Here is a 24,497-nt window from a genome sequence, read left to right on the forward strand (position 1 = left end):
GCCATAGCTTGGACTCATGAACGCAGTGAGAGGGCGCTTTGCCGCGAGGACGGTCCGGGTCAAGGCTCCGGGCAAAATCAACGTCTCGCTGGACGTGGGCCCGCTGCGCGAGGACGGCTACCATTCCGTTGCCAGCGTCTATCTGGCGGTGTCCCTCTATGAGGAAGTGGCTGCCACGAGCACTGCCGCGGAAGGCATCACCGTCAGCATCAGTCCGGCCAGCACCTTGGACCTCTCTGACGTGGACATTCCGCTGGACGAACGGAACCTCGCCTACAAGGCGGCCGCCATCATGGCCGACGTGTCCGAGCACTCCACCGGGGTCCACCTGGAAATTACCAAGCGCGTCCCGGTGGCTGGCGGCATGGGTGGCGGTTCAGCGGACGCGGCAGCCACGCTGCTCGCCTGCGACGCCCTCTGGAACAGCGGGCTATCCCGCGATGAGCTCGCCCACCTCGCCGCAGAACTCGGCGCCGATGTCCCGTTTTCCCTCCTCGGCGGGACTGCCGTCGGGCTGGGCGTGGGTGATGAGTTGTCGCCGGCGCTGGCGAAGGCCCAAATGGACTGGGTGCTGGTCACTGCCGACTATGGCCTGTCCACGCCGGAGGTCTTCCGGACTTTGGACCGGCTCCGGCTGGCCGAGGGCGTCACCGTGGAAGAGCCCGCCGCCGTGGATCCGAAGATCCTCCAGGCGCTGCGCAGCGGCGATGCAGACGCCCTGAGCCGCGTCCTGGTCAACGACCTCCAGCGAGCCTCCATTGAGCTGGCGCCGGGGCTGCGCGATACCCTTGGACTCGGGGAATCGTGCGGAGCCATCGCCGGACTTGTATCAGGCTCCGGCCCCACCGTGGCTCTGCTCACCCACAGTCCTGAGGCGGCAGCCGGCCTCGCGGAAGACCTCAGCCATCACGGCCTGAATGCCCTGGCCGTCCACGGTCCGGTGCCCGGCGCGCGCATCATCTCCGATACGCTCCTTTAGTACTTTAAACGAATTTCCACCGAAGAAAGCAGTTCCCAGTGGCTCACCTGCTCGGCGGCGAGAACCTCACGGTCTCGTATGCAACCCGCACCGTCCTCGACGGCGTTACCCTCGGCCTTGAGGAGGGCGACCGGATCGGCATGGTGGGCCGCAACGGCGACGGCAAGTCCACCCTCATGCGCCTGCTGGCGATGCGCGCCACCCCCGATTCGGGACGCGTCACCAAACGCAGCGACGTCAACATCGGCTACCTGGACCAGAGCGACGTTCTCGACGGCGACCTCACGGTCGGCGCCGCCATCGTGGGCGACAAAGCGGACTACGAGTGGGCTGCCAACCCGCAGATCCGCGAGGTCATGGGCGGACTCGTGTCCGACGTCGACTGGCATGCGAACGTGCACGCCCTGTCCGGCGGACAGAAACGACGCGTTGCGCTGGCGAAGCTGCTGATCGAAGACCATGACGTGATCATGCTTGACGAGCCCACCAACCACCTCGACGTCGAGGGTGTGGCCTGGCTGTCTCGCCACCTCAAGACCCGGTGGCGGGCAAACCAGGGCGCCTTCCTCGTGGTCACCCACGACCGTTGGTTCCTCGACGAAGTCTGCAACAAGACCTGGGAAATCCACGACGGAATCATGGACCCGTTCGAAGGCGGCTACGCGGCCTACGTCCTGGCCCGCGCCGAACGTGACCGCTCGGCATCCGTGATGGAAGGCAAACGCCAGCAGCTCGTCAAAAAGGAGCTCGCCTGGCTGCGCCGCGGCGCCCCGGCCCGGACGGCCAAGCCGAAGTTCCGCATCGAAGCAGCCAACGCGCTGATAGCCGACGTCCCGGAACCGCGGGACTCGATGGCGCTGAGCAAGATGGCCACGGCGCGCCTCGGCAAGGACGTGCTGGACCTTGAGCACGTTTCGCTGGACTTCCTGGGTGGCGAGCCCGGGCAGAAACTCTTCGACAACATCACCCTGAGGCTCGCGCCGGGGGAGCGGCTCGGGCTGGTCGGCGTCAACGGCGCCGGCAAGACCACGCTCCTGAAGCTCCTCAACGGCGAAATCCAGCCCACCTCGGGCAAGCTCAAGCGCGGCAAGACGGTTGTCACCGCCGTTCTGACCCAGGAGGTCAAGGAGCTCGACGACGTCAAGGACTTGCGCGTCATCGAAGTGATCGAGCGCGAAAAGCGGTCCTTCAACGTTGGGGGCAAGGAATTCAGTGCCGGCCAGCTGGTGGAACAACTCGGCTTCACCAATGAGAAGCAGTGGACCCCGGTCAAGGACCTCTCAGGTGGCGAACGCCGCCGCCTCCAGCTCCTGCGTCTGCTCGTGGGCGAGCCGAACGTGCTGATGCTCGACGAGCCCACCAACGACCTCGATACCGACACCCTCGCCGCCGTCGAAGACGTCCTGGACGGCTGGCCGGGCACGCTCGTTGTGGTGAGCCACGACCGCTACCTGCTGGAGCGCGTCACGGACCACCAAATGGCGCTGCTGGGCGACGGCAAGATCCGCGCGCTGCCCCGCGGCGTCGACCAGTATCTGGAACTGCGCGAAAGCGCGCTGGCCGGCTCCACCATCACCGGCGGCGGAAACCCCGTCACGGGAGCCAGCGGCAGTTCAGCTCCCGCCGCGGGCGGCCCGTCCGAAGCCGAGAAGCGTGACGCCCGCAAGGCGAAGAACCGGATTGACCGCCAGCTGGGCAAGCTGACACAGCAGGAAGAAAAGATCCACGCCCAGATGGTCAAGAGCACGGCCGACAACGACTTCGACGCCATGGCCGAACTCAACAAGAAGCTCAAGACCCTGGCCGAAGAACGCGAAGCCCTGGAACTCGAGTGGCTCGAAGCTCTCGAGGTCCTGGGGGAATAGCCCCTGCATTCGACACCCGCTGACCACGTCGGGGCGTTTTCGGAGACCTAAGCCTCGGACCGGAGCTCGGGCTCCTTCTGCAGTCCGGTGAGGCCGTTCCAGGCGAGATTCACCAGGTGGGCGGCCACGGCGCGCTTGTCCGGGGTCCGGCTGTCCAGCCACCACTGGCCGGTCATTGCCACCATTCCCACCAGCATCTGCGCGTACATGGCGCCGTCGGCCGCACTGAAGCCGCGGCGGGCGAACTCGTCGGACAGGATGTGCTCGACCCTGGCCGTCACGTGCGAGAGCAGGGTGGAGAAGGCGCCTTCGGGCTGCGACGGCGGGGCGTCGCGCATGAGGATCCGGAACCCGTCGGTGCGTTCCTCGATGTAGGTCAGCAACGCCAGTGCGGCGCGCTCCACCTGGACCCGCGGCTTGGCTTCGTCCGTGAGGGCGTCGTTGATGGATGCCAACAGAATCCGGAACTCGTGCTCCACCACTTGCGTGTACAGGCCTTCCTTGGACCCGAAGTGCTCGTAGATCACGGGTTTCGACACGCCCGCAGCAGCGGCAATCTCTTCGATCGTGGTGCCGTCAAGGCCACGGATGGCAAAGAGTCCGCGGCCGATTTCGATCAGCTGTGAGCGCCGCTGCGCCCCGGTCATGCGGGCCCTGGGCACGTATCCGGGAGCCCTGACGGGCCTGCCAGGAGGGTTTCCGGCACCATCGGGCGCACCGTTGATCTTGCTCACCGTCCAATCATGCCTTAAGGGGCGCCGGGGCTTCCGAGTCGCACGTGCGTCGACCTTCGTGGCAGAATTGGTTCTCGTGCCGCGGGGCCAATGGCCCGGGCACGGTCCGCCCTGGTGTAATGGCAGCACCCCGGCCTTTGGAGCCGTGGAGTATAGGTTCGAATCCTATGGGCGGAACTGCCACTGTTGACGGGTCCTGTACCCGGAACAGTCCGGCCAAGGTGTGAAAGTGCGCGCAACTGAGATTCACCAAGCAAGGAGAGCCTGTACGTGAGCCCCGAGACCACCGGCCCCGCCGCCGTCATCGTCCTAGCTGCAGGTGCCGGTACCCGGATGAAGTCGCGCACCCCCAAGATCCTCCACGAAATCGGGGGACTGTCGCTGGTGGGCCATGCCCTCCGTGCCGCCCGCACCATCGATCCCCGGCAACTGGCCATCGTGGTCCGGCATGAGCGCGACCTTGTGGCAGCCCACGTGTCCCGGCTCGATCCGGCAGCGCTGGTCGTGGACCAGGACGAAGTGCCCGGCACCGGCCGCGCGGTGCAGGCTGCCCTGAAGGCCCTCGACGCCGGCGGCCCGCTGAGCGGCACCGTTGTGGTCACCTACGGAGACGTGCCACTTCTGTCGGCGGAACTGCTTGCCGAACTGGTGCTGATCCACGAACACGAACGCAACGCCGTCACCGTCCTGACGGCAGTCCTGGACGATGCAGCCGGCTATGGCCGCATCCTGCGTGCGGCCGACGGCACGGTCACGGGTATCCGCGAGCACAAGGACGCCTCGGACGAAGAACGCGAAATCCGCGAAATCAACTCCGGAATCTATGCCTTCGACGCCGCCGTCCTCCGCGACGCGCTGGACCACGTCACCACGGACAATGCGCAGGGCGAGATGTACCTCACCGACGTCCTGGGCCTTGCACGCTCGGCCGGCGGGCGCGTGGCCGCCGTGGTCACCACCGACCGCTGGCAGGTGGAGGGCGCCAACGACCGCGTGCAGCTCTCCGCGCTGGGAGCGGAACACAACCGCCGCACCGTCGAAGCCTGGATGCGCGCCGGCGTCACGGTGGTGGACCCCGCCACCACCTGGATCGACTCCACGGTGACCCTGGCAGAGGACGTCCGGATCCTGCCCAACACCCAGTTGCACGGCGCCACGGCAGTGGCGAGGGACGCCGTCGTCGGCCCTGACACGACGCTGACCGACGTCACTGTGGGCGAAGGCGCCAAAGTGACCCGGACGCACGGCTCCGGCGCCACGATCGGCGCGAACGCCAGCGTGGGTCCGTTTACCTACCTCCGCCCGGGAACGGTGCTGGGGGAGACCGGCAAGATCGGCGCGTTCTACGAGACCAAGAACGTGAAGATCGGCCGCGGCTCCAAGCTGTCGCACCTCGGTTACGCCGGCGACGCGGAGATCGGTGAGGACACCAACATCGGCTGCGGCAACATCACGGCCAATTACGACGGCGAGAACAAGCACCGCACCGTGATCGGCTCGGGCGTTCGGACGGGTTCCAACACGGTCTTCGTTGCTCCGGTCCAAGTGGGCGACGGCGCCTACAGCGGCGCCGGCGCCGTGATCCGCCAGGACGTGCCGGCCGGCGCGCTGGCAATCTCGGTGGCCAAACAGCGGAACGCCGAAGGCTGGGTCGTCTCGCACCGGCCGGGCTCCATCTCAGCAGTACTGGCCAAAGCCGCGGGGGCAACGGCGCCGGTCAGCGAAACAGCAGCGGCTCAGCCGACCCAGGATTCCTCAAGCACCCCGGCAACTACAGAAGAGGGCAAGCAATCATGACCGAAATTACGGCACGCGGCGAGAAGAAACTGGTTCTCGCTGCTGGGCGGGCACACCCCGAGCTTGCGCGGGAGATCGCCAAGGAACTGGGCACTGAACTGCTGCCTGTGGATGCCTACGATTTTGCGAACGGGGAAATCTACGTGCGCGCCGGGGAGAGCGTCCGTGGCACTGACGCCTTCGTGATCCAGGCGCACCCGGCTCCGCTGAACAACCACCTGATGGAGCAGCTGATCATGATTGATTCGCTGAAGCGGGCATCCGCCAAGCGCATCACCGTGGTTTCGCCGTTCTACCCCTACTCCCGCCAGGACAAGAAGGGCCGCGGCCGCGAGCCGATTTCCGCCCGTCTGGTGGCTGATCTGTACAAGACCGCCGGCGCCGACCGCATCATGAGCGTTGACCTGCACACCTCACAGATCCAGGGATTCTTCGACGGTCCCGTGGACCACCTCATGGCCATCCCGCTGCTGGCTGATTACATCCGCACCCGGGTTGCCGCGGACAACATCACCGTGGTCTCGCCGGACACGGGGCGTGTGCGCGTGGCCGAACAGTGGGCGGAGCGGCTCGGCGGGGCTCCGCTGGCGTTCGTCCACAAGAGCCGGGACCTCACGGTTCCGAACCAGGCTGTGTCCAAGACCGTGGTGGGCCAGATTGAGGGCCGCACCTGTGTCCTGATCGACGACATGATCGATACCGGCGGAACCATTTCCGGGGCCGTCCAGGTGCTCAAGAACGCAGGCGCCAAGGACGTCATCATCGCGGCGACCCATGCTGTCTTCTCCGACCCGGCTGCCCGCCGGCTGTCCGAGTCGGGCGCCCGCGAAGTAGTGGTCACCGACACGCTGCCGATTCCGGCCGACAAGCGCTTCCCGCAGCTGACCGTGCTGTCCATCGCTCCGTTGATTGCGCGCGCCATCCGTGAAGTGTTCGACGACGGCTCAGTCACCAGCCTCTTCGACGGCAACGCCTAAGCCCGGCATACCGTCCGGCGTCGGGCCCGTTTTCTGTAACCGGGCCCGACGCTGGTAGGCTTGTCCACGATACCTTGGCGAGGGAGAGCGTTCTCCGTTATCGACTGGGTCTGAATCTCCCTTCTTGAAGGGCCGGCCACGGGCCGCCCGGCGTTGAAGGTCGCAAACAGACCTCCGCCCTTGCTGAACACCGTTTAGATTTCAAGGAGATTTTCATGTCTGAGCAGAAGCTCGCAGCAGAAGTACGCACCGAATTCGGCAAGGGCTTCGCCCGCCGCGCACGCATGGCCAACCTCATCCCGGCTGTTATCTACGGCCACGGTGCAGATCCCATCCACATCACCCTGCCGGCCAAGGCCACCACGCTGGCTGTCCGCGTTGCCAACGCGCTGCTGACCCTGGACATCAACGGCGAACAGCACCTCGCGCTCGTCAAGGACATCCAGCGCGACCCGATCAAGCAGATCATCGAGCACCTTGACCTGCTGACCGTCCGCACGGGTGAGAAGGTCACCGTGGACGTTCCCGTCCACGTCACCGGTGAGCTTGCTCCGGGCAACGTCTACAACCAGGAAATGACGGTTGTTTCCCTGGAAGCCGAGGCCACGCACCTGCCCACCGCCGTCGAGGTCAGCATCGAAGGCCGCGCCGCCGGCGAGCACATCCACGCTTCCGACCTGGTCCTGCCGAAGGGCTCCGTGCTGCTGGCTGACCCCGAGTCCCTCGTGGTCAACATCTCCGAGGCCACCGAAGTCACCGAGGAAGAGGCTTCCGAAGAAGCTACCGCCGAGGCATCCGGGGCCGCAGCCGAGTAATTCCGGCAGCCCGTTTGCAGTGGCCGGGACCCCGTCGGGGCCCGGCCACTGCCGTTTTAAAGCCCACTTGTATTAACCCTAGGATTGACGCATGACTGACACCTGGCTGATCGTAGGCCTTGGCAACCCCGGCACCGAGTACAGCAGGAACCGGCACAACGTCGGCCAGATGGTGCTGGATGAACTGGCTCGCCGGGTGGGCGGGAGTTTCAAAGTGCACAAAGCCCGCGCCCACGTACTGGAGGGCCGGCTCGGCATTGGCGGACCCCGCGTTGTCCTGGCCAAGCCCATGAGCTACATGAACGTCTCCGGAGGGCCGGTATCCGCCCTTGCAAAGTTTTACGACATCACTCCGGAACACGTCGTCGCGGTCCATGACGAAATAGACATTCCCTTTAATACCGTCAAACTCAAGTTTGGCGGTGGCGAAGGAGGGCACAACGGCCTTCGGGACATTTCGAAGGCCTTGGCCACCAAGGATTACCTCAGGGTCCGCGTCGGAGTGGGCCGGCCGCCGGGCCGGATGGACACGGCAGACTTCGTCCTGAAGGACTTCGCCTCCACTGAAAAGAAGGAACTGCCTTTCCTCCTCGACGATGCCGCCGATGCGGTGGAGTCCGTGGTGAAGGACGGCCTGGCGGCCGCCCAGCAGAAATTTCACACTGCGGTTCAGTAACGTTGCCGTGAAGCCGCCTTTATCGCGGTAACCTGCGGGTGGGGGACTGGCCACCGTTAGTGCCACGCAACTGGTTAACCAATTGCAAAACGGCCTAATTGTTTAGTCATACCTGCTATGGTAATTTTCACATTCAAGGCCTTGTTGCCTCGTTTGGCGGCATCGGAAAACTGAACACCCGACGGCTCAGCCAAGTCGCATCAGCTCGAGCCACGAAGGTAGCGTGATCGATCGTGCTTGCATCACCAGGCTCTGAACATGGGGGGCTGCTGGAGACTGAACGCCGGGGCATGGGAGCCTCAGAGCGGCGTAAGTGGTCGTCTCTGGTCAGGCAGGACCTCCAAGCATCCGTCATTTCGATCCTTGGCGACAACGATCTTCATGGCGTTGTTGTGGTCGGAGCCCAGGGCGTCGGCAAGTCCACGTTTGCTCGTGCGGTGGAAGCCCAGCTGGCGGGAAAGATGCACGTCATCCACCTGCACGGAACCACCACCGATCCTGCCATTCCCTTCGGCCAGCTGGCGTTCCTCGTGGCCCGGCTGCCCGGCAAGGCGCTGGAGTCTCCCGGCGAAATTGTCCACGGGATTTCCCGGCTGATCCGGGAGGACGCCGCCGGACGCCCTGTCCTGGTGGTGCTCGAGGACCTGCCGGCGATCGACAGTATGAGCACCGCCGTCCTGATGCACCTCGTCCTCAGCGGCGCCGCCAAGCTCATGGTCACCGTCCGCAATGTGACGGACATGCCCGAAGACCTGATCCGGCTCCTCCGGAACAAATCACTTGAGGAAGTCCGGCTCGAAGTATTCACCAGGCCGGAAGTGAGCAAATTGCTTGCCGGAGTACTGGGGCGCCCGGTGACGGCCACAGCCGCAAGTTCGCTCTACGCGGCGAGCGGCGGAAATCCGCTGGTCCTCCAGGCGATCGTCATTGAGCAATTGCGTTCAGGCAACCTTCATCTGGCAGGCAAGGTCTGGGCGCTCAGGGGAGGCATCAACCTCGCGGAAGCCGACGCACTGGTGGACCTGGTCAGGTCCCGGCTGGCAAGGGAGACTCCCAAAGTCCGGGAGGGCCTGGAATGGCTGGCCCTGATCCGGCGGGTTCCCCTGTTCGTCCTGCTCGACGTCCTGGACCCGGCGGTGGTCGCCGACCTCGAAAAGGCAGGGTACCTGCAGGTGGGAGAGACTGGCCGGCGCTGGGTGAGCTTGAAGGACGAATATGTAGGCGAAGTCATCCGGGGCTGGATGGACCTGCCGCGCCGCAAGGAGCTGCACCAGCTCGTGGCGAGGGTGGTGGGTGCAACCCCCGCTGAGATGGATGTCGAAGAGCTCCTTGGCTATGTGGCATGGACACTGGACTGCGGGGAACCCGTGGAGCCGGCGTTTGCGCTGGCCGCGGCCGCCGCGGCAAACCGGCTGTTCGATCCGATGTTCGCCTTGGAGTCCCTGGCGCAGATCCGGGTGGGAGACCCGCACTGGGCTGAAGCGGCCCAGCAGCGGGCCTCCGCTTACATGACCCTGGCCGAGCACGAATCGGCAGTGGCTGTCCTGGAGGAAGTCACCCCCGAGCAGCTGTCTGAACTGCCCGCGACAGCCTACGCAAGCTACGTACAGGACTTCTGTAGTGCACTGCTCTGGATCTACGGAGGGTACAGCCGGATCGACGGCATCCTCTCGGCGGCCCGGCAGGAACTTGCCCGGCGGGAGAGGGCATCCATTGGCAATGAAACGCCCGCCGACTTTGCCCGCGCGCACGAGCTGATCAGGCTTGCCGAATACGAGCAGATGGTCCACCAGGGCGAATACGCTGCCGTTGCCGAAGACCTGGAGCGGGCCTACAAGGAAGACGGCGACCCGCTCTTTGTCTTGAACTGTGCGTGCCTGCTGACCATGGCGTGGGCGATCCTGGGCCGGGAGGCAGACGCAATCGCCCTGGCGGCTGAGATTCAGCACAGGATGGAGCAGTCCAACGTAGCTCCCGGGATGCTCAGCTGGCAGGCTGAAGGCCTTTTTGCCGCCCTGCTCTGCAGCGGCCAGTGGGAGGACTGCGTCAGGATACTCACCGAAGCCCTGGATAAGAAGCCCAAAATCATGCAGTATCTCGGCGGGGCAGCCGAACTCGCGCTCGGCGTGGCCTATACCTATGCCGGCAGGGCCGACCTCGCCATCGACACGTTGCTCGGCGCCCAGGCGCAACTGGAAATCAGGCGGAGTTACTACGGTCCGTCCCTGGCGTGCTCCGCGCTGGCTTTCGCCTATGCCCAGGCCGGTGATATCCAGGAGTCGCGGAACTTCCTGGACCTGGCCGCCCAGGAGGAGCAGCACGTCGCCTGGTTCACCTCCTGGATGGCAGACTTCTGCGTTCGGATGGCCAAACGGTGGCTCAAGGATCCGGGAGCCAAACAGAAGCTGATGGAGTCCGCCCACGAGGACATTTCCAAGGGGCGGACAACCACTGCCTCCATCAGCCTGTTCGGTGCTACGGTGCATGGAACAGAGGAAGAACTGGTCCTGCTGACCGAAATTTCCTCTCGTCGGCAAGGAAAGATGGCCAGCGTTAACCGGCTGGTGGGGGAGGGGAGCAGAAAGAAGGATTCCAAGGTCCTGCTTGAGGCAGCGTCCGTGGCCCATGAGCTCCACCTCGATGCGGTGGAGTCCAGATGCGTCGTCCTGGCGTTGGACATCGCCAGGGAAAAGGGTGATTCCCAATCCGCCCGCGCGGCCCAGCATCGTCTGGACCGGCTCGTGGAGACGCTGCCGGTGCTGCCCTTAATGCCGCACACCGTGGGACCGGAACTGACGGAGCGGGAACGGCAGGTCGCCAGGATGGCCAGCCAGGGGTTGAGCAACAAGGAAGTCGCCAACCGGCTGCAGCTTTCCATACGTACCGTGGAGGGCCATCTCTACCAGATCTTCACGAAAATGGGGATTTCATCGAGGAGTGAGCTTGAAGGATCCGCTCAAGTCTGACGGGAAGGCTTCGGCGCAGGCGCGCGCCGGGACCAGGCGTCAGAATGCCGGTGAGCCGTGGATAGACCGGGGGGACATGCTGTCCGCAGTCAGGGACGCCCTCGCTTCGGATGACTGCTGGGCTGTTTTTGTGGTGGGCGACGCCGGGCTGGGGGCCTCTTCGTTATTGGCACAACTGAACGACGCCCGAAACGGCCGGACGTCCGTGATGACTGTCCACGGGAGCCCGTCGCTTGCCCCTGTTCCGTACGGGGCGCTGTCCCCCTACCTGGCTGATCTCTCCGTTGAGGACGTCACTTCCAAGGTCGCTGTCCTCAGGGCCTTGTGGGCCCACCTGGAAAGCAGCAGGAAGAATCCGGGACCCGCCCTGCTGCTGGTTGACGACGCCCACGACCTCGACACGGCCACGGCCGAGATGATTTCCGAACTTGTCCAGGCGGGCTGGGCCAAACTCGTGGCCACGTGCATTCCGAGGCCCGGCATACCGCAGCCGCTGCTCCGGCTCTGGCACGACGGCACGGCTGAACGGTTCGACATTGCCCCCCTGACCATGGAACAGGGGCACCAACTCTGCGAGGCGCTGCTTGACGGCAAAGTCCTCAACAGCACCTCGCGTCAATACTGGCAGGAGGCCGGCGGCAACACGCTGCTGCTCAAGACCCTCGTCCGCGAGGCCCAGCGCTCGGGTGACCTGATCCGGCGCAACGGAGTGTGGCTTAACGCAGGTTCCTCCCACGTCCGCACCCTGGAACTCACCGCCGTCGTCAAGGTCCAGCTCATGCGCATCTCGGCCGACGGCCGTGAGGCGCTGAACCTGATCGCGCTGGCGGAACCGGTGGACAGGACCCTCGTGGGAGAGATCGCGGGCGAGCCCGCCGTCAAGGAACTTCTGGACCAGCGGCTCGTGGTCCAGTCGGTGGACAGCGAGCCCACACTCCGTCTGGTCAGCCCGGTCTACGGCGAAGTGCTGCGCCGGATCGTTCCCGCGGCCCGAAGCCTCCAGCTGCACCGGGAACTCGTGTCCCGGATGGAAGTTTCGGGCGACAAACCGGAGTCGCTGCTCCGAATGGTTTCCTGGTCCCTGGACTGCGGGGCGGAAGTGCCCGCCCGCCTGCTGATCCGGGCAGCGGTGCTGGCCTGCAAGCTGTTCGAGAGCGAGACTGCCCTGCGCATCGCCTGGGCAGTGCAGGACCCCGAACTGCAACAGACTGCACGGGCCGTGATGGCCCGCTCGCACTACAACCTCGGACACTACGACGAAGCCGCCGCCCTGTTGAACGTCAACGTCCAGGCCGGCAGCGGTCTCACGCACATGGTGGTCAACAGCCTCCTGAGATCGGCCACAAGGACGGCACTCGGGCACCCCGCGTCGGACATCGCGGACGATGCCCGCCGGCTGCGCCAATGGGGAGAAAAAGAGGCCGCGGCCAATCCCGCGGACTCGGCCGCCATCCTCAACGTCACGGCACGCCGGGCCTCCCTGGTGGAACTCATGGCCTACTCGCTGACGGGCGACTACAGGCAGATGGGCCCCCTTCTTGACGACCTGCTGGCAGCCGGCCGCTCCACCGGGGAATCCGATGGCGCCCTTACCCGGTCCATGGCCCTGGCGCTGCAGGCCGAGCGGCTCTGCGCGCTGGGATACCCGCTTCAGGGACGGCAACTGGCCATGGACGCCTTCGGCCAGGCCCAGCCTCCGGACAATGACATCTTCTTCCTCCCAGAGTTCATCGTGGTCCGGCTCGTTGCCTGCGACCTTGCGGCTGGTGAATGGGACGAGGCGCAGCAGCTCCTGGCCGGCTACGCGGAAACGCCCTTCGGTTCCGCCATGGTCTCGTTCAGCGGTGCCGCCTACGTCGTGATGGGCTACATTGCGGTCCGGCAGGGAAAGCTGGCGGACGCCCTGGAGCTACTGACCACCGGGCTTGAAGCCCTCCGCGACAGCGACCCCCAGCAAATGTTCCGGTTGTGCGCGGCCATGGCGTACTACGTGGCGGCGGCCCAGGGATTCAAGGCCGAGGCTGACAGGCTGAAGTCAGACTACGACGCCTGGGGTGAGCGAGGCATGCACCTGGTGACGGCTTTTGCCCGGGATTTCCTGGCTGCCGGTGATGAGCTCCTGGCCGGGGACGGAACCGGCATCGCGGCCCTGCTGCGGAGTGCGGAGGAAGCCGCGCAACAGGATGCCACGTTCCTGGAACTGAATGCCCTCGCCATGATGCTTGGCCTTGGCGACACCACCAGGCTGGAGCGGATTCGGGAACTTGCCGGAGCGGTGGAGGGCACCTGGGCCGCTGCCCTGGCTGAATACTGTGCGGCGCTCAACGACGGCAGCCCTGAACTGTTCCTGCGCGCGGGCGACACCCTCTGCGCGGCATCCGTCTTCCAGCTGGCCTCGGACGCTTATTCAGCCGCCCTGACCTCTCTGGACCGCAGCCGGGACCGCGAACTGGCAGCTTTGGCCCGCGCAGGCATCGCCCGGTGCAACGAAGAGCTGGGCCACGCAGGCAGCGAAGCCCAGCCGGACACTGTGGCCCCCGTCCTGACCAAGCGTGAGCGGAACATTGTTGGACTGGCGGCAACCGGGCTCAGCGACCGAATGATCGCGGACAAACTGCAGATTTCTGTCCGCACGGTGGAAGGCCACCTTTACCGTTGTTACTTGAAGCTCGGTATCGCAGGACGCGACGAGTTGGCCGCCGCCGCCGGACTCGTAGAAGACCCGGACGCCGGGCCCGGGACGCCACCGGGGAAATAGGTACCTGGACCGCCGGGTACTACCCGGACGCGTGGCGGAACCGGTAGTGCCACCGCGACTTGTTAACTATTTCGGAGCGGCCGCAGGTGCCGGTAAAGCCCCTAAACGCCTGTAAATTCGCAGGTCTGCGTACCGTGACGGGGCAAACAGGGGTACCTGCTTTCCAAGTACAGGTAGGGGCACCGGGCAAATTCGAGTACTCACTACTGGTGCCCGCGGGCCTGCCAGCTGGTTAATTTGGGGTACTAGGAATCGCTCGTAAATACAGAGGTCTCACTCATGTTGACAGCCGATAATGTGGCCAGTTCACACGCCACCAGGTCCGCCGGAATGACACGGGGCGCCGCATGGCCTTTGATCGGGCGGAAGCAGGCGGTCAGCGATATCACTCGCGCGTTGGCGGAGTCCACCGGTGGAGTCCTGGTGACCGGGACCTCCGGCACCGGGAAGACCTTCCTTACCACCCACGCCCTCAAACAGTTCCGTGACGATTCCCTGGTTGTGACCCTTCGATGCAGTGCCGCCCTCTCCCGTTCACCCTACGGCGCGCTGAACATGCTGTTGAGCGATCTTGAGCCGGGGTACTTGAACCACCCGGTGCTGGTGCTGTCCGGGCTGATGCGGCTTCTCCGCGAACGCGCCAAGGGAAAGACCGTATACCTCTTTGTCGACAACGCCGGCGAGGCCGACGAACTCACGGCTGTCACCATCGCCCAGCTGGCCCGAAACCGCGCAGTGCGCCTGGTGCTGACGTGCTCTGATCCCTTGCGGCTGTCGGCAGAGCTTTCGGGACTCTGCGACGGCGGGTTCCTCACCCGCGTCAACCTCGAACCCTTGTCCTTCCGCGAGGCCGTCAGCTGGCTTGAAGAAGGCCTCAGTGCCAAGGTCTCCCACTCGGCTGTCCAATCCCTCTGGGCTGCCAGCGGCGGCAATCCGCACTACCTCAAGATGTTGGCCATGGAGCTTGCTGACTCAGGTTCCCTGGTAGTCCGGGACGGGGTGTGGGTACTGACTGCGGACCACCACGTCCACGGCCGGGCCATCACCGACCTGATCGCCACACGCCTGGGACGGATAGGCGAGGCTGACCGGCGGATCCTGGAAATCCTCTCGCTGGCAGAGACACTGCCCTTGGACACGCTGCTGAAGCTCGTAGAGGCCGACGACGTGGACGCCCTCGAAGAACGCGGGGTCCTGGCGGTCGAGGACTCCCTGCCCCGCCGCGTCAGGATCCAGAGCCAGTTGGTGGCGGATGTGGTCCGCGAAAACGTCCCGCCCGGCCGGAGCAACGAGCTCCGCGAAATGGTTCTCCTCGCTGCGTCACCCTCCCTGCGGACGCCCGCCACGGAACTGCCGTTCGCGGTCTGGGCGCTGGAATGCGGGGCCGTGTTGTCAACGGAAGAGTCCCTTTCAGCCGCACGCCTCGCCAACAGGAGGCTGGATGCCGCCCTGGCGCTGAGGTTTGTCCGCTCCGTACCGGGGCGTGAGGGGCTGGCGGCAGCAGTCACCGAGGAAGTCGCGGCGCTGATGACCCTCGGCGACGTCGAGGAGGCCCTCGAGGTGGTACGCCGCCACCATAAGTCTTCGACGGGAGACCCGGCGCTAGCTGCATGGATCGGTCTGCTGCTGGCCGAGAGCTCGGTCTTCCTTGCCACGCCGGGGGCCTGGCAGGAGGCCAGTGATTCTTTGGCCAAGGCGCGCCACATACTTTATGAGGAGGCGCCAGGTCCGTCAGCCGGGATGCCGGCACCGGAGCTCAGGCGCATCCGCGAACAGCTGACGCTGGCGGAAGCCGAAGCAGCCAGCTACGCCGGCACCTACCCGGAAATGGCAGCCGCCCTTGCCGGAGCCTTGGACAACGCGGAATTCCATAGCGCGGAATTCCGGCTTCAGGCAGGGAGCTGGCTGTGTGAAGCGTGGGCCGTGACGGGGCGACAGGCGGACGCCGCCGACCTTGCTGAACAGCTGAAGTTGCAGTGTTTGCGTCCGGAGATCCCGGTGACGATAGCGCAGTCGGTGATATCCCGGCTGCGCTTCGCCTATTTGGTGGCCGGCAAATGGGACGAGGCGGCGGAGACCTTGCCGGCCGAGGACTGGGACCCGTCATCCGTGGTCTACCGCCGGTTCAGCGCCACTGAGGTGCCAGAAGCGATCTGCGCCTGCATGCAGGGCCGCGGACGCGACGGACTCGACCTGCTCATTCCCGGCATCAGCCAGCTGCGGATCCAGGACAGCGACGGCACCCTGAGCCTTGCCTGCGCGGCCGCGGCCTACGCCTCGGCACTGCAGGGGGAGCGCGAGCAGGCGCTCGGCTACCTGGCGGAGACGGAATCGGAATCCCGGCGGAAATCATGGAAGGTGTCGCGGGCGGAGGGCTACTTCACGGCCCTCGCACGGGCGGAGCTGGACGGCCCCAGGACGGGGATCGGACAGCTGCTGCGCATGGCGGAGGAGGACCGCGGTACGGGCAACGTCGGCCACGAGCTGCTGTGTTTGAGTTCGGCAGTCAGGCTGGGGGAGTCCGCTGCGGCGCCGCGGCTGCTGGAGAGTGCGGCGGAAAGCCAGGGACCTTTCGCGGAACTGTGTGCGCAGTACGCACGCGGCGTCATCTCCGGTGAAGCGGACGATCTTATGGCTGCCGCCAATCTCGCAGCCAGGCTACATAATGACAGGTTTGCCCTGGACATCGCCGAATCAGTTCTCAACCTCGACCTGGCGCGGCTCGAACGGAGCCTGGTCCGGCAGGCCAAGCATCTGGCGGAAACCTGCCGCAGAAGGTTGCGGACGCCCCAGGACGGAAGCCACGACCGTCTCACGCTGACAGCCCGCGAGCTCCAGATAGCGCAGCTGGCAGCTGCCGGAGCGAGCAACAAGAGCATCGCAGCCCAGCTGCACGTTTCGGTTCGGACCGTGGAGGGCCACCTCTACCAGATCTACGGCAAGCTAAAAATCGAAGAGCGCCTGGAGCTTCCGGTAGCCCTCGGAAGTACAGGAGATGACTAGCCATGACTGAAACCACCATTACGGCAGAGCGGCTGATCGGCCGATTCGGCATGGTTGCGTCGGTTGTTGATTGCCTTCTGGACGCCAACGGCCCGGGCGCCCTCATCCTTGGCGACGCAGGCATCGGCAAGACCGCGCTCGCCAACGAAGTGATCTTTGAACTTGGCAGCCGGATCCGGCCCTTTTACGTCTTCGCCGGCCCTTCGCTCTCGGAGGTTCCGTACGCGGCCCTTGCGCCATTGCTGACGGCGCTGACTCCGGGACAGACGGACCAGCCGCGTGCCGTGCTCAAGGCCCTGGTAACGGAACTCAATCCGGAGGGCTTGCGGGACCAGTCGCAGGCAGTCCTGGTCGTGGAAGACGCCCAGCACCTTGATGACAGCAGCGCCGCAGTCATTGCCCAGCTGGCTGCTGCGGAAGCCGCCAGGGTGGTGCTCCTGTGCCGGCCGCACCCGTCGCCGCCGCCGGAGGTGCTGTCCATGTGGTCGGAAGGCCTGGTGGACCGTTTCGAACTGCAGCCGCTGAGCAAGGAAGAAGCGGACGAGCTGTGCACCCGGGTGCTGGGCTCGCCCCTGGTCCCCAGCGCGAGCGCGGTCCTGTTCAGGTCCTCCGGCGGAAACCCGATGTTCCTGCTGGAACTCATAGCCCATGCCAAGACCCGCGGCCACCTGGTGCAGCGAAATGACACCTGGGTGCTCTTGGGCGAGCCGGGAGCAGCCACTGTCCGGCTGATGGACCTCGTCAGGAACCAGATCATGCAGCTGAATCCTGATCAACGCCAAGCCTTGGAATCTGTGGCGCTCGCCGAGGCGATCCCCCTTAGCGTCCTTCAGCGGGCCAGTGACAGCCACGCCGTCGATGAGCTCAAGGAGCTCCAGTTCATCGCGATCTCGGCGGACCCGGCGAGGCACGTCCGCCTGGCCCAGCCGCTGATCGGCGAAGTGATCAGGCAGCTGGTTCCGACCGCCCGCAGCGTGACCATCCGGCGGCGGATAGTTGACCTTATGGACTCGCGCCCGGAGACCCTGGACGGCAGGCTACGGCACGTCACCTGGGCGTTGGAGTCCGGCGCAACAGTCCCCGACGCCGACATCCTTGAGGCCGCCCAGCTGGCGAACCGGCTCTTCATTCCGGAATACGTGGAACGGGTGGTTGGCGCCATCCGCGACCCATCCCTGAAGCTTGCCGCACAGGTGGAACTTGCCCGCGCCAAGCTCTATGGACGGGACCCGATGGGGGCCGCCCTGTGCCTCGAAGGCGTGGTGGAACAAGCCACCGACCTTCGCACCATACGGCAGGCTTCCATGCTGGCGGCCCAGCTCGCGGCCGGCAAACGCAACGGTCCGGAAGCCGTGCTGCGGGCGGCTGACGCCTGGGCGGAGGCTGTCTCAAGGCTGGAAGAGGCCGAGCCCGGCTTCGATGCGAAGGAGCTTGAGACCGCGCGGCTGGGCAGCAGGCTTCTTGCTCTGGAGGGCTACCAGGCCGCAGGACGCCATGTGGAAGCGGAGCCGGAGCTCCAGCAGATCTGGGAATCCACGGACGACGACGAGTCCCGGCTGCTGGCCGGGACGCTGCTGGCAGAGTCGCTGGCGCTCACCGGACGTGCCGTGTCGGCACTCCAGATTGTCATGGACGTCGAGGATATCCTTGCCGATAGCGGTGACCGGCGCCTTGAGTACGCCGAGTTTGTGATGCGGCGCTACTTGCTGGCGCTGCTGCATGCGGGCGAATTCGACGTCCTGGACACCTACCTGCAAAACCACATCGCCCAGGCTTCGAATTCCCTGATCTACTTCGGCGGGATGCTGCACCTCGCGGCGGGTACCGCGGACCTGCGCCGTGGGGCTATCGGGGCAGCCTTGCCGAAACTCAGCCAGGCGTCCGAGGTGCTGCGCCTCTCGGATGCCGGCGGAGACCTGCCGGACGCCCTCGCGGCCGCAGCCTACGCAGCGTCCATCCTCAACCGGACGGAAACGGCAAAAGCAAATGCGGACGCGTATGACGCACTGCTGTCCGACCACCGCCACGCGTCACCACTGGGGCGGGCCTACACAGTTGCTGCGCTGGCGGAGCGTATGGGCGTCCAGACCGCCGTCTCAAAGCTGATGGCTCTCGCGGATGCGGCGGCAGCGTCCGGATTCCTCAGTTACGAAGTGGAGATCCTCTCTTTGGTGCTCCGCCTCGGCGACCTGTCCGTCGTGCCTCGCCTTGCCGCAGCCGCGGAGGGCTGCGAAGGGCGCAGCGCGGAATTCCTGGCCGCTTACTGCCGTGCGCTCGCTGCCAAGGACGTCAACCGGCTCGTGGAAATGAGCGATGCCGCCGCGCGGGACGGCTTGGACCTGGCGGCCGCGGAATGTGCAGCCCACGCCTTGCGGATCCTGGAGACGCGCGGAGATAAGCCCCGCCAGTTCGAGGCCCAGAAACTCGTCAAGCAGCGCAATGCGGCGCTGAACATGACAGGATCGTCCACCGCCGAGATCCCGCCGGATCTGCACAAGCTGACGCGGCGCGAGCAGGAGATCGCAGCGCTCGTCCAAGCCGGTGCGAGCAACCGGGAAATCGCCCTGCAGCTCGGGCTCTCGCTTCGCACCGTGGAAGGCCATCTCTACCGGATGTTCGCGAAACTTGGCATCAGCCACCGGGAAGACCTGGCTTCCGTAGCCTCCGGTGCCCGCCACGCCGGCCTGCCCGGCACGGCCTGACCTGACGCCACCTACGGCACTGCCAGTACGGCACGGACTCTTCTAGTACCGCACGGGCCTTTCCGGCACGGCCGGGTCCGGCCGGCTGGCAGAGTTAGCGCCCGCCCACAACTGTAGTCAACCCTCCGGCTACCCGCTGGAATTTTTCCGCGCCCCGAGATCGGAGCCGGCCCTGCGTTCGCACCGTCCTCAAACGAGTATTCATGCGAGTGGTTCGGGCGGGCCGGGCGGGTACCACCCTGTACACCTCAGTGATGCACCCGCAAAGACGGGTAGAGCCCACTCGCGCCCCGGCAGGTGGTTGGTTAATACGCTGTAGCTTGTTGGGCCGCAGGCAACTATTGGGGAAAGAAGTGGGTCTCTAAATGCATCAATCAGCTGACACTTGGCATTCGGAATTTCACGTGGCAATCCACCTGGAACACTCCTCCAGGGCGACCAGCATCCCGCCGATCGCGGGCACCCCATTCGAGCCGGCGACGATCCGGGCAGCATCTTCTGAGACCGGGATCTGCCACCTTTCGTCGCGGGCTTTCTTTCAAACGGGACAAATCGAATACCGGGAGGTCGGTTAGCATGACACCGAACACCAAACTCAAGACCCACAAGGCCGCCCTGAGCAGGGCCGAGCTTCCACCGCTGCATGAGGATTCCCGGGAATGGCCGGAAGACGGAGCAGGGGTGCCCGAGCTGGCGCCCGAAGCCGTTGAATCAGACGCAGCGGCAGACGACGCTGCCAGCCAGGATCTCACCTTCACGTTCGACGTCGCGATTGTGGGACTTGGCTACGTTGGCCTGCCGACGGCGCTTGCCATCAACGCCTCCGGCCGGCGCGTCCTGGGACTCGACGTCTCCGAGAACAGGCTGGCTGTCATCCGGTCCCGGCAGGCGGACCTGCTGGACTCCGACAAAGTCCGGCTCGACAACGCGCTGGAGGACCCGTCCTTCATGATCAGCACGGACCTCTCCCTGCTGGCACGGGCGGCGGCAGTGGTGGTTTGCGTCCCCACCCCGGTGGACCCCTACCTGGTGCCCGATCTCGGTATTCTCCGGGCAGCGTGCGCCTCCGTGGTCGAATTCGCGGTACCGGACCAGCTGCTGATGCTGACCTCCACCACCTACGTGGGATCCACCAGGGACCTCCTGGCAGTGCCGCTGGCCGCCAAAGGCCTGATTCCCGGCAGGGATGTGTTCGTGGCTTTCTCGCCGGAACGCATCAACCCCGGCGTGGACGCCTTCTCGCACGAGGACGTTCCCCGGGTGGTGGGAGGAGTAACTCCTGCTTGCGGTGAGGCCGCGGCGGAGCTGCTCCAGGCCAGCACCAAGCTGGTGCACGTTGTGCCGTCAGCCGATGTGGCCGAAATGACCAAACTCGTCGAAAACACCTTCCGTGCGGTGAACATCGCCCTGGCCAACGAGTTCGCGGATATCTGCCACGAGTTGGGCATGGAGGTCATGGACGTGATTGATGCGGCGTCGACGAAGCCATACGGCTTCATGCCGTTCACGCCCGGCCCGGGCGTCGGCGGACACTGTATTCCCTGCGACCCGCACTACCTGCTGTGGCAGTTGCGGAAAGCAAGGGTCACGGCGCCCGTCATCGAGCACGCCATGGCAGGCATCGCAGGAAGGCCCCACCAGGTGGTGGAAAAGGCCCGGCGCATCCTGTCGGACCGGAACCACGGAATCAAGGGAGCCCGTGTGCTGGTCCTTGGCGTGGCCTACAAGCCGGATGTCGAGGACCTCCGCGAATCTCCGGCCTTGGAGATCATCGCCGCAATGGTGGCCGACGGTGCTGTCGTTGCCTACCACGATCCGTGGTGCCCCACAGCCCCCGACGGCCAGGGCAGCTCGCTGGAATCCCTGGAGGACCCGTCGGAGTGGGACGCGGATCTGGTCATCCTCCACACCAGGCACTCCGCGATGGACATCGACTGGCTGCGTGACACTCCGGCCGTCCTGGACACCACTTACCGGCTTCCGGCCGGCACCAACGTCACGAGGTTGTGAATCCAAGTTGTGAGCCCAGCGGCCCAGCTGGGATTCAAAAGAAAGTAGGAGAAGTGAAAACAGCAATCACCGGCGGAGCCGGCTTCATTGGGAGCCATCTCGTGGAGCACCTCCTCGCGGCCGGGGACACAGTCACCGTCTTGGATGATCTCTCAACCGGTCGCCTGGAAAACCTCCGGACGGTGATTGGCCACCGGGACTTCCATTTTGTGGAGGGCACCATCCTGGACCGCGCAGCGGTGGACAAAGTGGTGGCCGGTGCCGACCGGGTGTTCCACCTGGCCGCCGCGGTAGGCGTCAACCTCATTGTTGAGCACCCCTTGGAGAGCCTGCGCACCAATATCCACGGTACGGAAGTGGTCCTGGACGCGGTCCTGGAATCAGGGGCGACGCTGCTCCTGGCATCCACGAGTGAAATTTACGGAAAGAACACTTCGGACAGCCTTTCGGAGGAATCAGACCGGATCCTCGGCTCCGCACTCAAGTCCCGGTGGACCTACGCCGCGGCCAAGGGCATCGACGAGGCCTTTGCACACGCCTACTGGCGCCAGTTCGGACTTCCGGTTGCCATTGTCCGGCTGTTCAACACGGTGGGTCCGCGGCAGACGGGCCGCTACGGAATGGTGGTGCCCCGCCTCGTCAAGCAGGCGCTGGCGGGGGAGCCATTGACCGTCTACGGCGACGGACACCAGACACGGTGCTTCTCGTATGTCGGGGACATCGTTCCGGCCATCACCAGAATTTCCGAGGAAAAGTCCGCTTACGGCAATGCGTACAACCTCGGCGGCAGCTACGAGATTTCGATCTTGACCCTCGCAGAGCGGATCGTGGAGCTGCTCGGCAGCGACAGCCCCATCACGCTGGTGCCCTACGAACAGGCCTATGCCGAGGGATATGAGGACATGCGCCGGCGTGTACCCAACAACGGCAAGGCGAAGGATCTGGTGGGCTTCGACCCCAAGACGACACTGGACCAGATCATCCTGAACGTGGCGGCCGACCACCGCCCGGTGAAAGCACCCGACCCGCTCGGGTGGAAAGTCACGATGGCGGCCAACTAGCCGTCCGTGAGGTGCCGCGCCGTACGGGGGGCGGCAACCGTCAAAAGTTATGAGCACCTTCGACGAAAGAGTTGAGTTCCATGACGCTTCTGCAACGCTACACCGCGGCCTCGGAGCCCCGGCACAGGGCCGAGCGGCCTCCGGGCCGGCGCAGGTCCCGCTGGCTGGCCGCTTCCACAACGGTGGCGCTGGCCGCCTCCCTGCTGGGGCTCACCGCCCCCGCCGCCAACGCTGTTGGCGAAACTGTCGTCACGCTGACGTTCGACGACGCCAACGTCGACCAGATTCCCGCCGCAGACAAGCTCGCTTCGCTGGGCATGCACGGCACGTTCTTTCTGCCGTCCGGCTACATGAACCAGACGAACTACATGACCACGGCCCAGGCCCAGGCGCTGCAAAGCGCCGGGCACGAAATCGGCGGGCATAGCGTGACGCATGCCGACCTGGCCGCCGTCGGACCGGAAGAACTTGCACGGCAGATCTGCAATGACCGTGCGACGCTGATGGGTTACGGACTGGACGTCCAAAACTTCGCTTATCCGTTTGCCTCGTCAAACCCGGCTGCCGAAACCGCAGTCGCCACATGCGGCTACAACAGCGCACGCGGTTTGGGCGATATTCGGAGTAAAGTTGTGGGCTCGGAGACATTCCCGTTTGCCGAGACGATGCCCCCGGGTAACCTCTACTACACCGGGGCACCTGACCAGTTGGATAACACCTGGACCCTCGCGGAAATGCAGTCCCTGGTTACCCAGGCGCAGGCCAACGGCGGCGGCTGGGTCCAGTTGACCTTCCACCACGTCGGCACGGGCATCCTGATCGGCTCACCGGTGGCGGATCCCCTGACTGTCAGCACGGATACGTTCAACCAGTTCGCCGACTGGCTGGCAAACCAGAGGGACACGAACACCACCAACCCGGTGCTGGTCAAAACCGTCAAGGAAGTCATTGGCGGCACCACCAAGGCGGCGCCGGCCGTCGTTCCGCCCCCGGCGCCGCAGACCGCCGGCAACCTGATCAAGAACCCGAGCCTTGAGACCCCGGGCCTTGCCGGGTCCCTGCTCCCGCGGTGCTGGCAGGCCGGCGGTTACGGCAACAACACCCGGACTTTCAGCAATGTGAGCCCCGGGCACGCCGGTACGGCCACAGCCGCCCAGCAGATGGTGGTGTCGGCCTACACCGACGGCGACGGCAAGCTGTTGCCCACCTTGGACACCGGCGAGTGTGCGCCTAGTGCCACCCCGGGGCACACCTACCTTGCCAAAGCCTGGTATAAATCGACCGGTGGGGCCGGCGCGAACACCCAGTTCAATCTGCACTACCGGACGGCGTCCGGCACGTGGACGTACTGGACGGACAGCATTCAATACCCCCCCACGAATGATGTCTGGACTCAGCTGACCTTTACGACGCCACCGGTTCCGGCCGGGGCAACGGCCATCAGCTTCGGCCTGAACATGATCGGCGTTGGCACCCTGGTCACTGACGACTACGAACTGTATGACACCGTGGGCGTCAAGACGTTCACCGATGTCCCGGCGACGTTCCCGCTGTACAACGAGATCAGCTGGATGTCGAACAACCTGATTACCAACGGCTACCCGGACGGCACCTTCAAGCCGGGAACCACCCTGGACCGTGGAATGATGGCAGCATTCCTCTACCGGCTGGCCGGACGGCCGACGGTTCCGGCGTCAGCCCAGAAGTTCCCGGATGTAGCGCCGACTCACGTGTTCTACAACGAGATCCAATGGATGGCGTCCACCGGCATTACGGAGGGGTTCGAGGACGGCGGCTACCACCCGTTTGAGCAGGTGAACCGTGACCAGATGGCGGCCTTCCTGTACCGCATGAACGGCAAGCCGGCCGTCAGTGCCACCGCCCCGGCCTTCCCGGACATCACGCCAGCACTGAAGTTCTACAACGAAGTTCGCTGGTTGGCTGACATGAAGATCACGCTTGGTTTCCCGGATGGCACTTTCAAGCCGGGTGCCTCCATTAATCGTGACCAGGTAGCAGCATTTATCTACCGCTACAACCTGAGCTTCCCGAAGGGAATGTAAACAGGCTCAAAACCGGTGACGCGACAGGCGGCCGCGCAGCCGGGGGAACCCCCTCGGATGCGCGGCCGCCTTCGCCGCTGTTCTTTTCCGC

The 24,497-nt window shown here is 65.2% G+C and carries 14 protein-coding genes and 1 tRNA gene; 14 read left to right on the plus strand and 1 reads right to left on the minus strand.

Annotation, left to right across the window (positions count from 1 at the left end; all coding sequences use genetic code 11):
* Window positions 1-16: 16 nt before the first annotated feature.
* Together AC1MDG_RS06215 and AC1MDG_RS06220 are read left to right on the plus strand one after the other, a co-directional pair.
* On the plus strand, window positions 17-979 hold the full coding sequence (locus AC1MDG_RS06215; RefSeq protein ID WP_479808168.1) for a 4-(cytidine 5'-diphospho)-2-C-methyl-D-erythritol kinase: 963 nt from the start codon (window positions 17-19) through the stop codon (window positions 977-979).
* Between the two features lie 38 nt (window positions 980-1,017).
* Window positions 1,018-2,844 (plus strand): ABC-F family ATP-binding cassette domain-containing protein, encoded by a 1,827-nt coding sequence (locus AC1MDG_RS06220; protein ID WP_479808170.1) that lies wholly within the window; start codon window positions 1,018-1,020, stop codon window positions 2,842-2,844.
* A 47-nt stretch (window positions 2,845-2,891) separates the two neighbouring features.
* Here the strand turns inward: AC1MDG_RS06220 and AC1MDG_RS06225 are convergent, their stop codons facing one another.
* Window positions 2,892-3,491: a TetR/AcrR family transcriptional regulator gene (locus AC1MDG_RS06225; protein ID WP_479809031.1), complete on the minus strand. Its 600-nt coding sequence runs from the start codon at window positions 3,489-3,491 to the stop codon at window positions 2,892-2,894.
* 192 nt (window positions 3,492-3,683) lie between these two features.
* Here AC1MDG_RS06225 and AC1MDG_RS06230 point away from each other — a divergent pair.
* From AC1MDG_RS06230 to AC1MDG_RS06285, 12 genes are all read left to right on the plus strand, one after another.
* Window positions 3,684-3,755, plus strand: a tRNA-Gln gene (locus AC1MDG_RS06230).
* 93 nt (window positions 3,756-3,848) lie between these two features.
* A complete protein-coding gene (gene glmU / locus AC1MDG_RS06235; RefSeq protein WP_479808171.1) occupies window positions 3,849-5,375 on the plus strand; it encodes a bifunctional UDP-N-acetylglucosamine diphosphorylase/glucosamine-1-phosphate N-acetyltransferase GlmU in 1,527 nt (508 codons plus the stop codon).
* A complete protein-coding gene (locus AC1MDG_RS06240) occupies window positions 5,372-6,352 on the plus strand; it encodes a ribose-phosphate diphosphokinase (RefSeq protein ID WP_011691079.1) in 981 nt (326 codons plus the stop codon). Before glmU ends, AC1MDG_RS06240 begins: the two co-directional genes overlap by 4 nt.
* A gap of 215 nt (window positions 6,353-6,567) precedes the next feature.
* Window positions 6,568-7,167 (plus strand): 50S ribosomal protein L25/general stress protein Ctc, encoded by a 600-nt coding sequence (locus AC1MDG_RS06245; RefSeq protein ID WP_043479503.1) that lies wholly within the window; start codon window positions 6,568-6,570, stop codon window positions 7,165-7,167.
* A gap of 91 nt (window positions 7,168-7,258) precedes the next feature.
* Entirely contained in the window at window positions 7,259-7,843 is a 585-nt protein-coding gene (gene pth / locus AC1MDG_RS06250; protein ID WP_479808172.1) for an aminoacyl-tRNA hydrolase, read from the plus strand.
* A gap of 233 nt (window positions 7,844-8,076) precedes the next feature.
* Window positions 8,077-10,809 (plus strand): helix-turn-helix transcriptional regulator, encoded by a 2,733-nt coding sequence (locus AC1MDG_RS06255; protein WP_479808173.1) that lies wholly within the window; start codon window positions 8,077-8,079, stop codon window positions 10,807-10,809.
* Window positions 10,787-13,567: a helix-turn-helix transcriptional regulator gene (locus AC1MDG_RS06260; RefSeq protein ID WP_479808175.1), complete on the plus strand. Its 2,781-nt coding sequence runs from the start codon at window positions 10,787-10,789 to the stop codon at window positions 13,565-13,567. Before AC1MDG_RS06255 ends, AC1MDG_RS06260 begins: the two co-directional genes overlap by 23 nt.
* Window positions 13,568-13,897: 330 nt before the next feature.
* Window positions 13,898-16,570 (plus strand): helix-turn-helix transcriptional regulator, encoded by a 2,673-nt coding sequence (locus AC1MDG_RS06265; protein WP_479809032.1) that lies wholly within the window; start codon window positions 13,898-13,900, stop codon window positions 16,568-16,570.
* 2 nt (window positions 16,571-16,572) lie between these two features.
* On the plus strand, window positions 16,573-19,272 hold the full coding sequence (locus AC1MDG_RS06270) for a LuxR C-terminal-related transcriptional regulator (RefSeq protein WP_479808176.1): 2,700 nt from the start codon (window positions 16,573-16,575) through the stop codon (window positions 19,270-19,272).
* A 576-nt stretch (window positions 19,273-19,848) separates the two neighbouring features.
* Window positions 19,849-21,282 (plus strand): nucleotide sugar dehydrogenase, encoded by a 1,434-nt coding sequence (locus AC1MDG_RS06275; protein ID WP_479808177.1) that lies wholly within the window; start codon window positions 19,849-19,851, stop codon window positions 21,280-21,282.
* 53 nt (window positions 21,283-21,335) lie between these two features.
* Entirely contained in the window at window positions 21,336-22,343 is a 1,008-nt protein-coding gene (locus tag AC1MDG_RS06280) for a dTDP-glucose 4,6-dehydratase (RefSeq protein WP_479808178.1), read from the plus strand.
* A gap of 80 nt (window positions 22,344-22,423) precedes the next feature.
* Complete coding sequence (locus AC1MDG_RS06285) at window positions 22,424-24,406, plus strand: S-layer homology domain-containing protein (protein ID WP_479808179.1); 1,983 nt, start codon at window positions 22,424-22,426, stop codon at window positions 24,404-24,406.
* Window positions 24,407-24,497 lie beyond the last annotated feature (91 nt).

The sequence above is a fragment of the Arthrobacter sp. AIWTK1 genome (genome assembly GCF_056680535.1).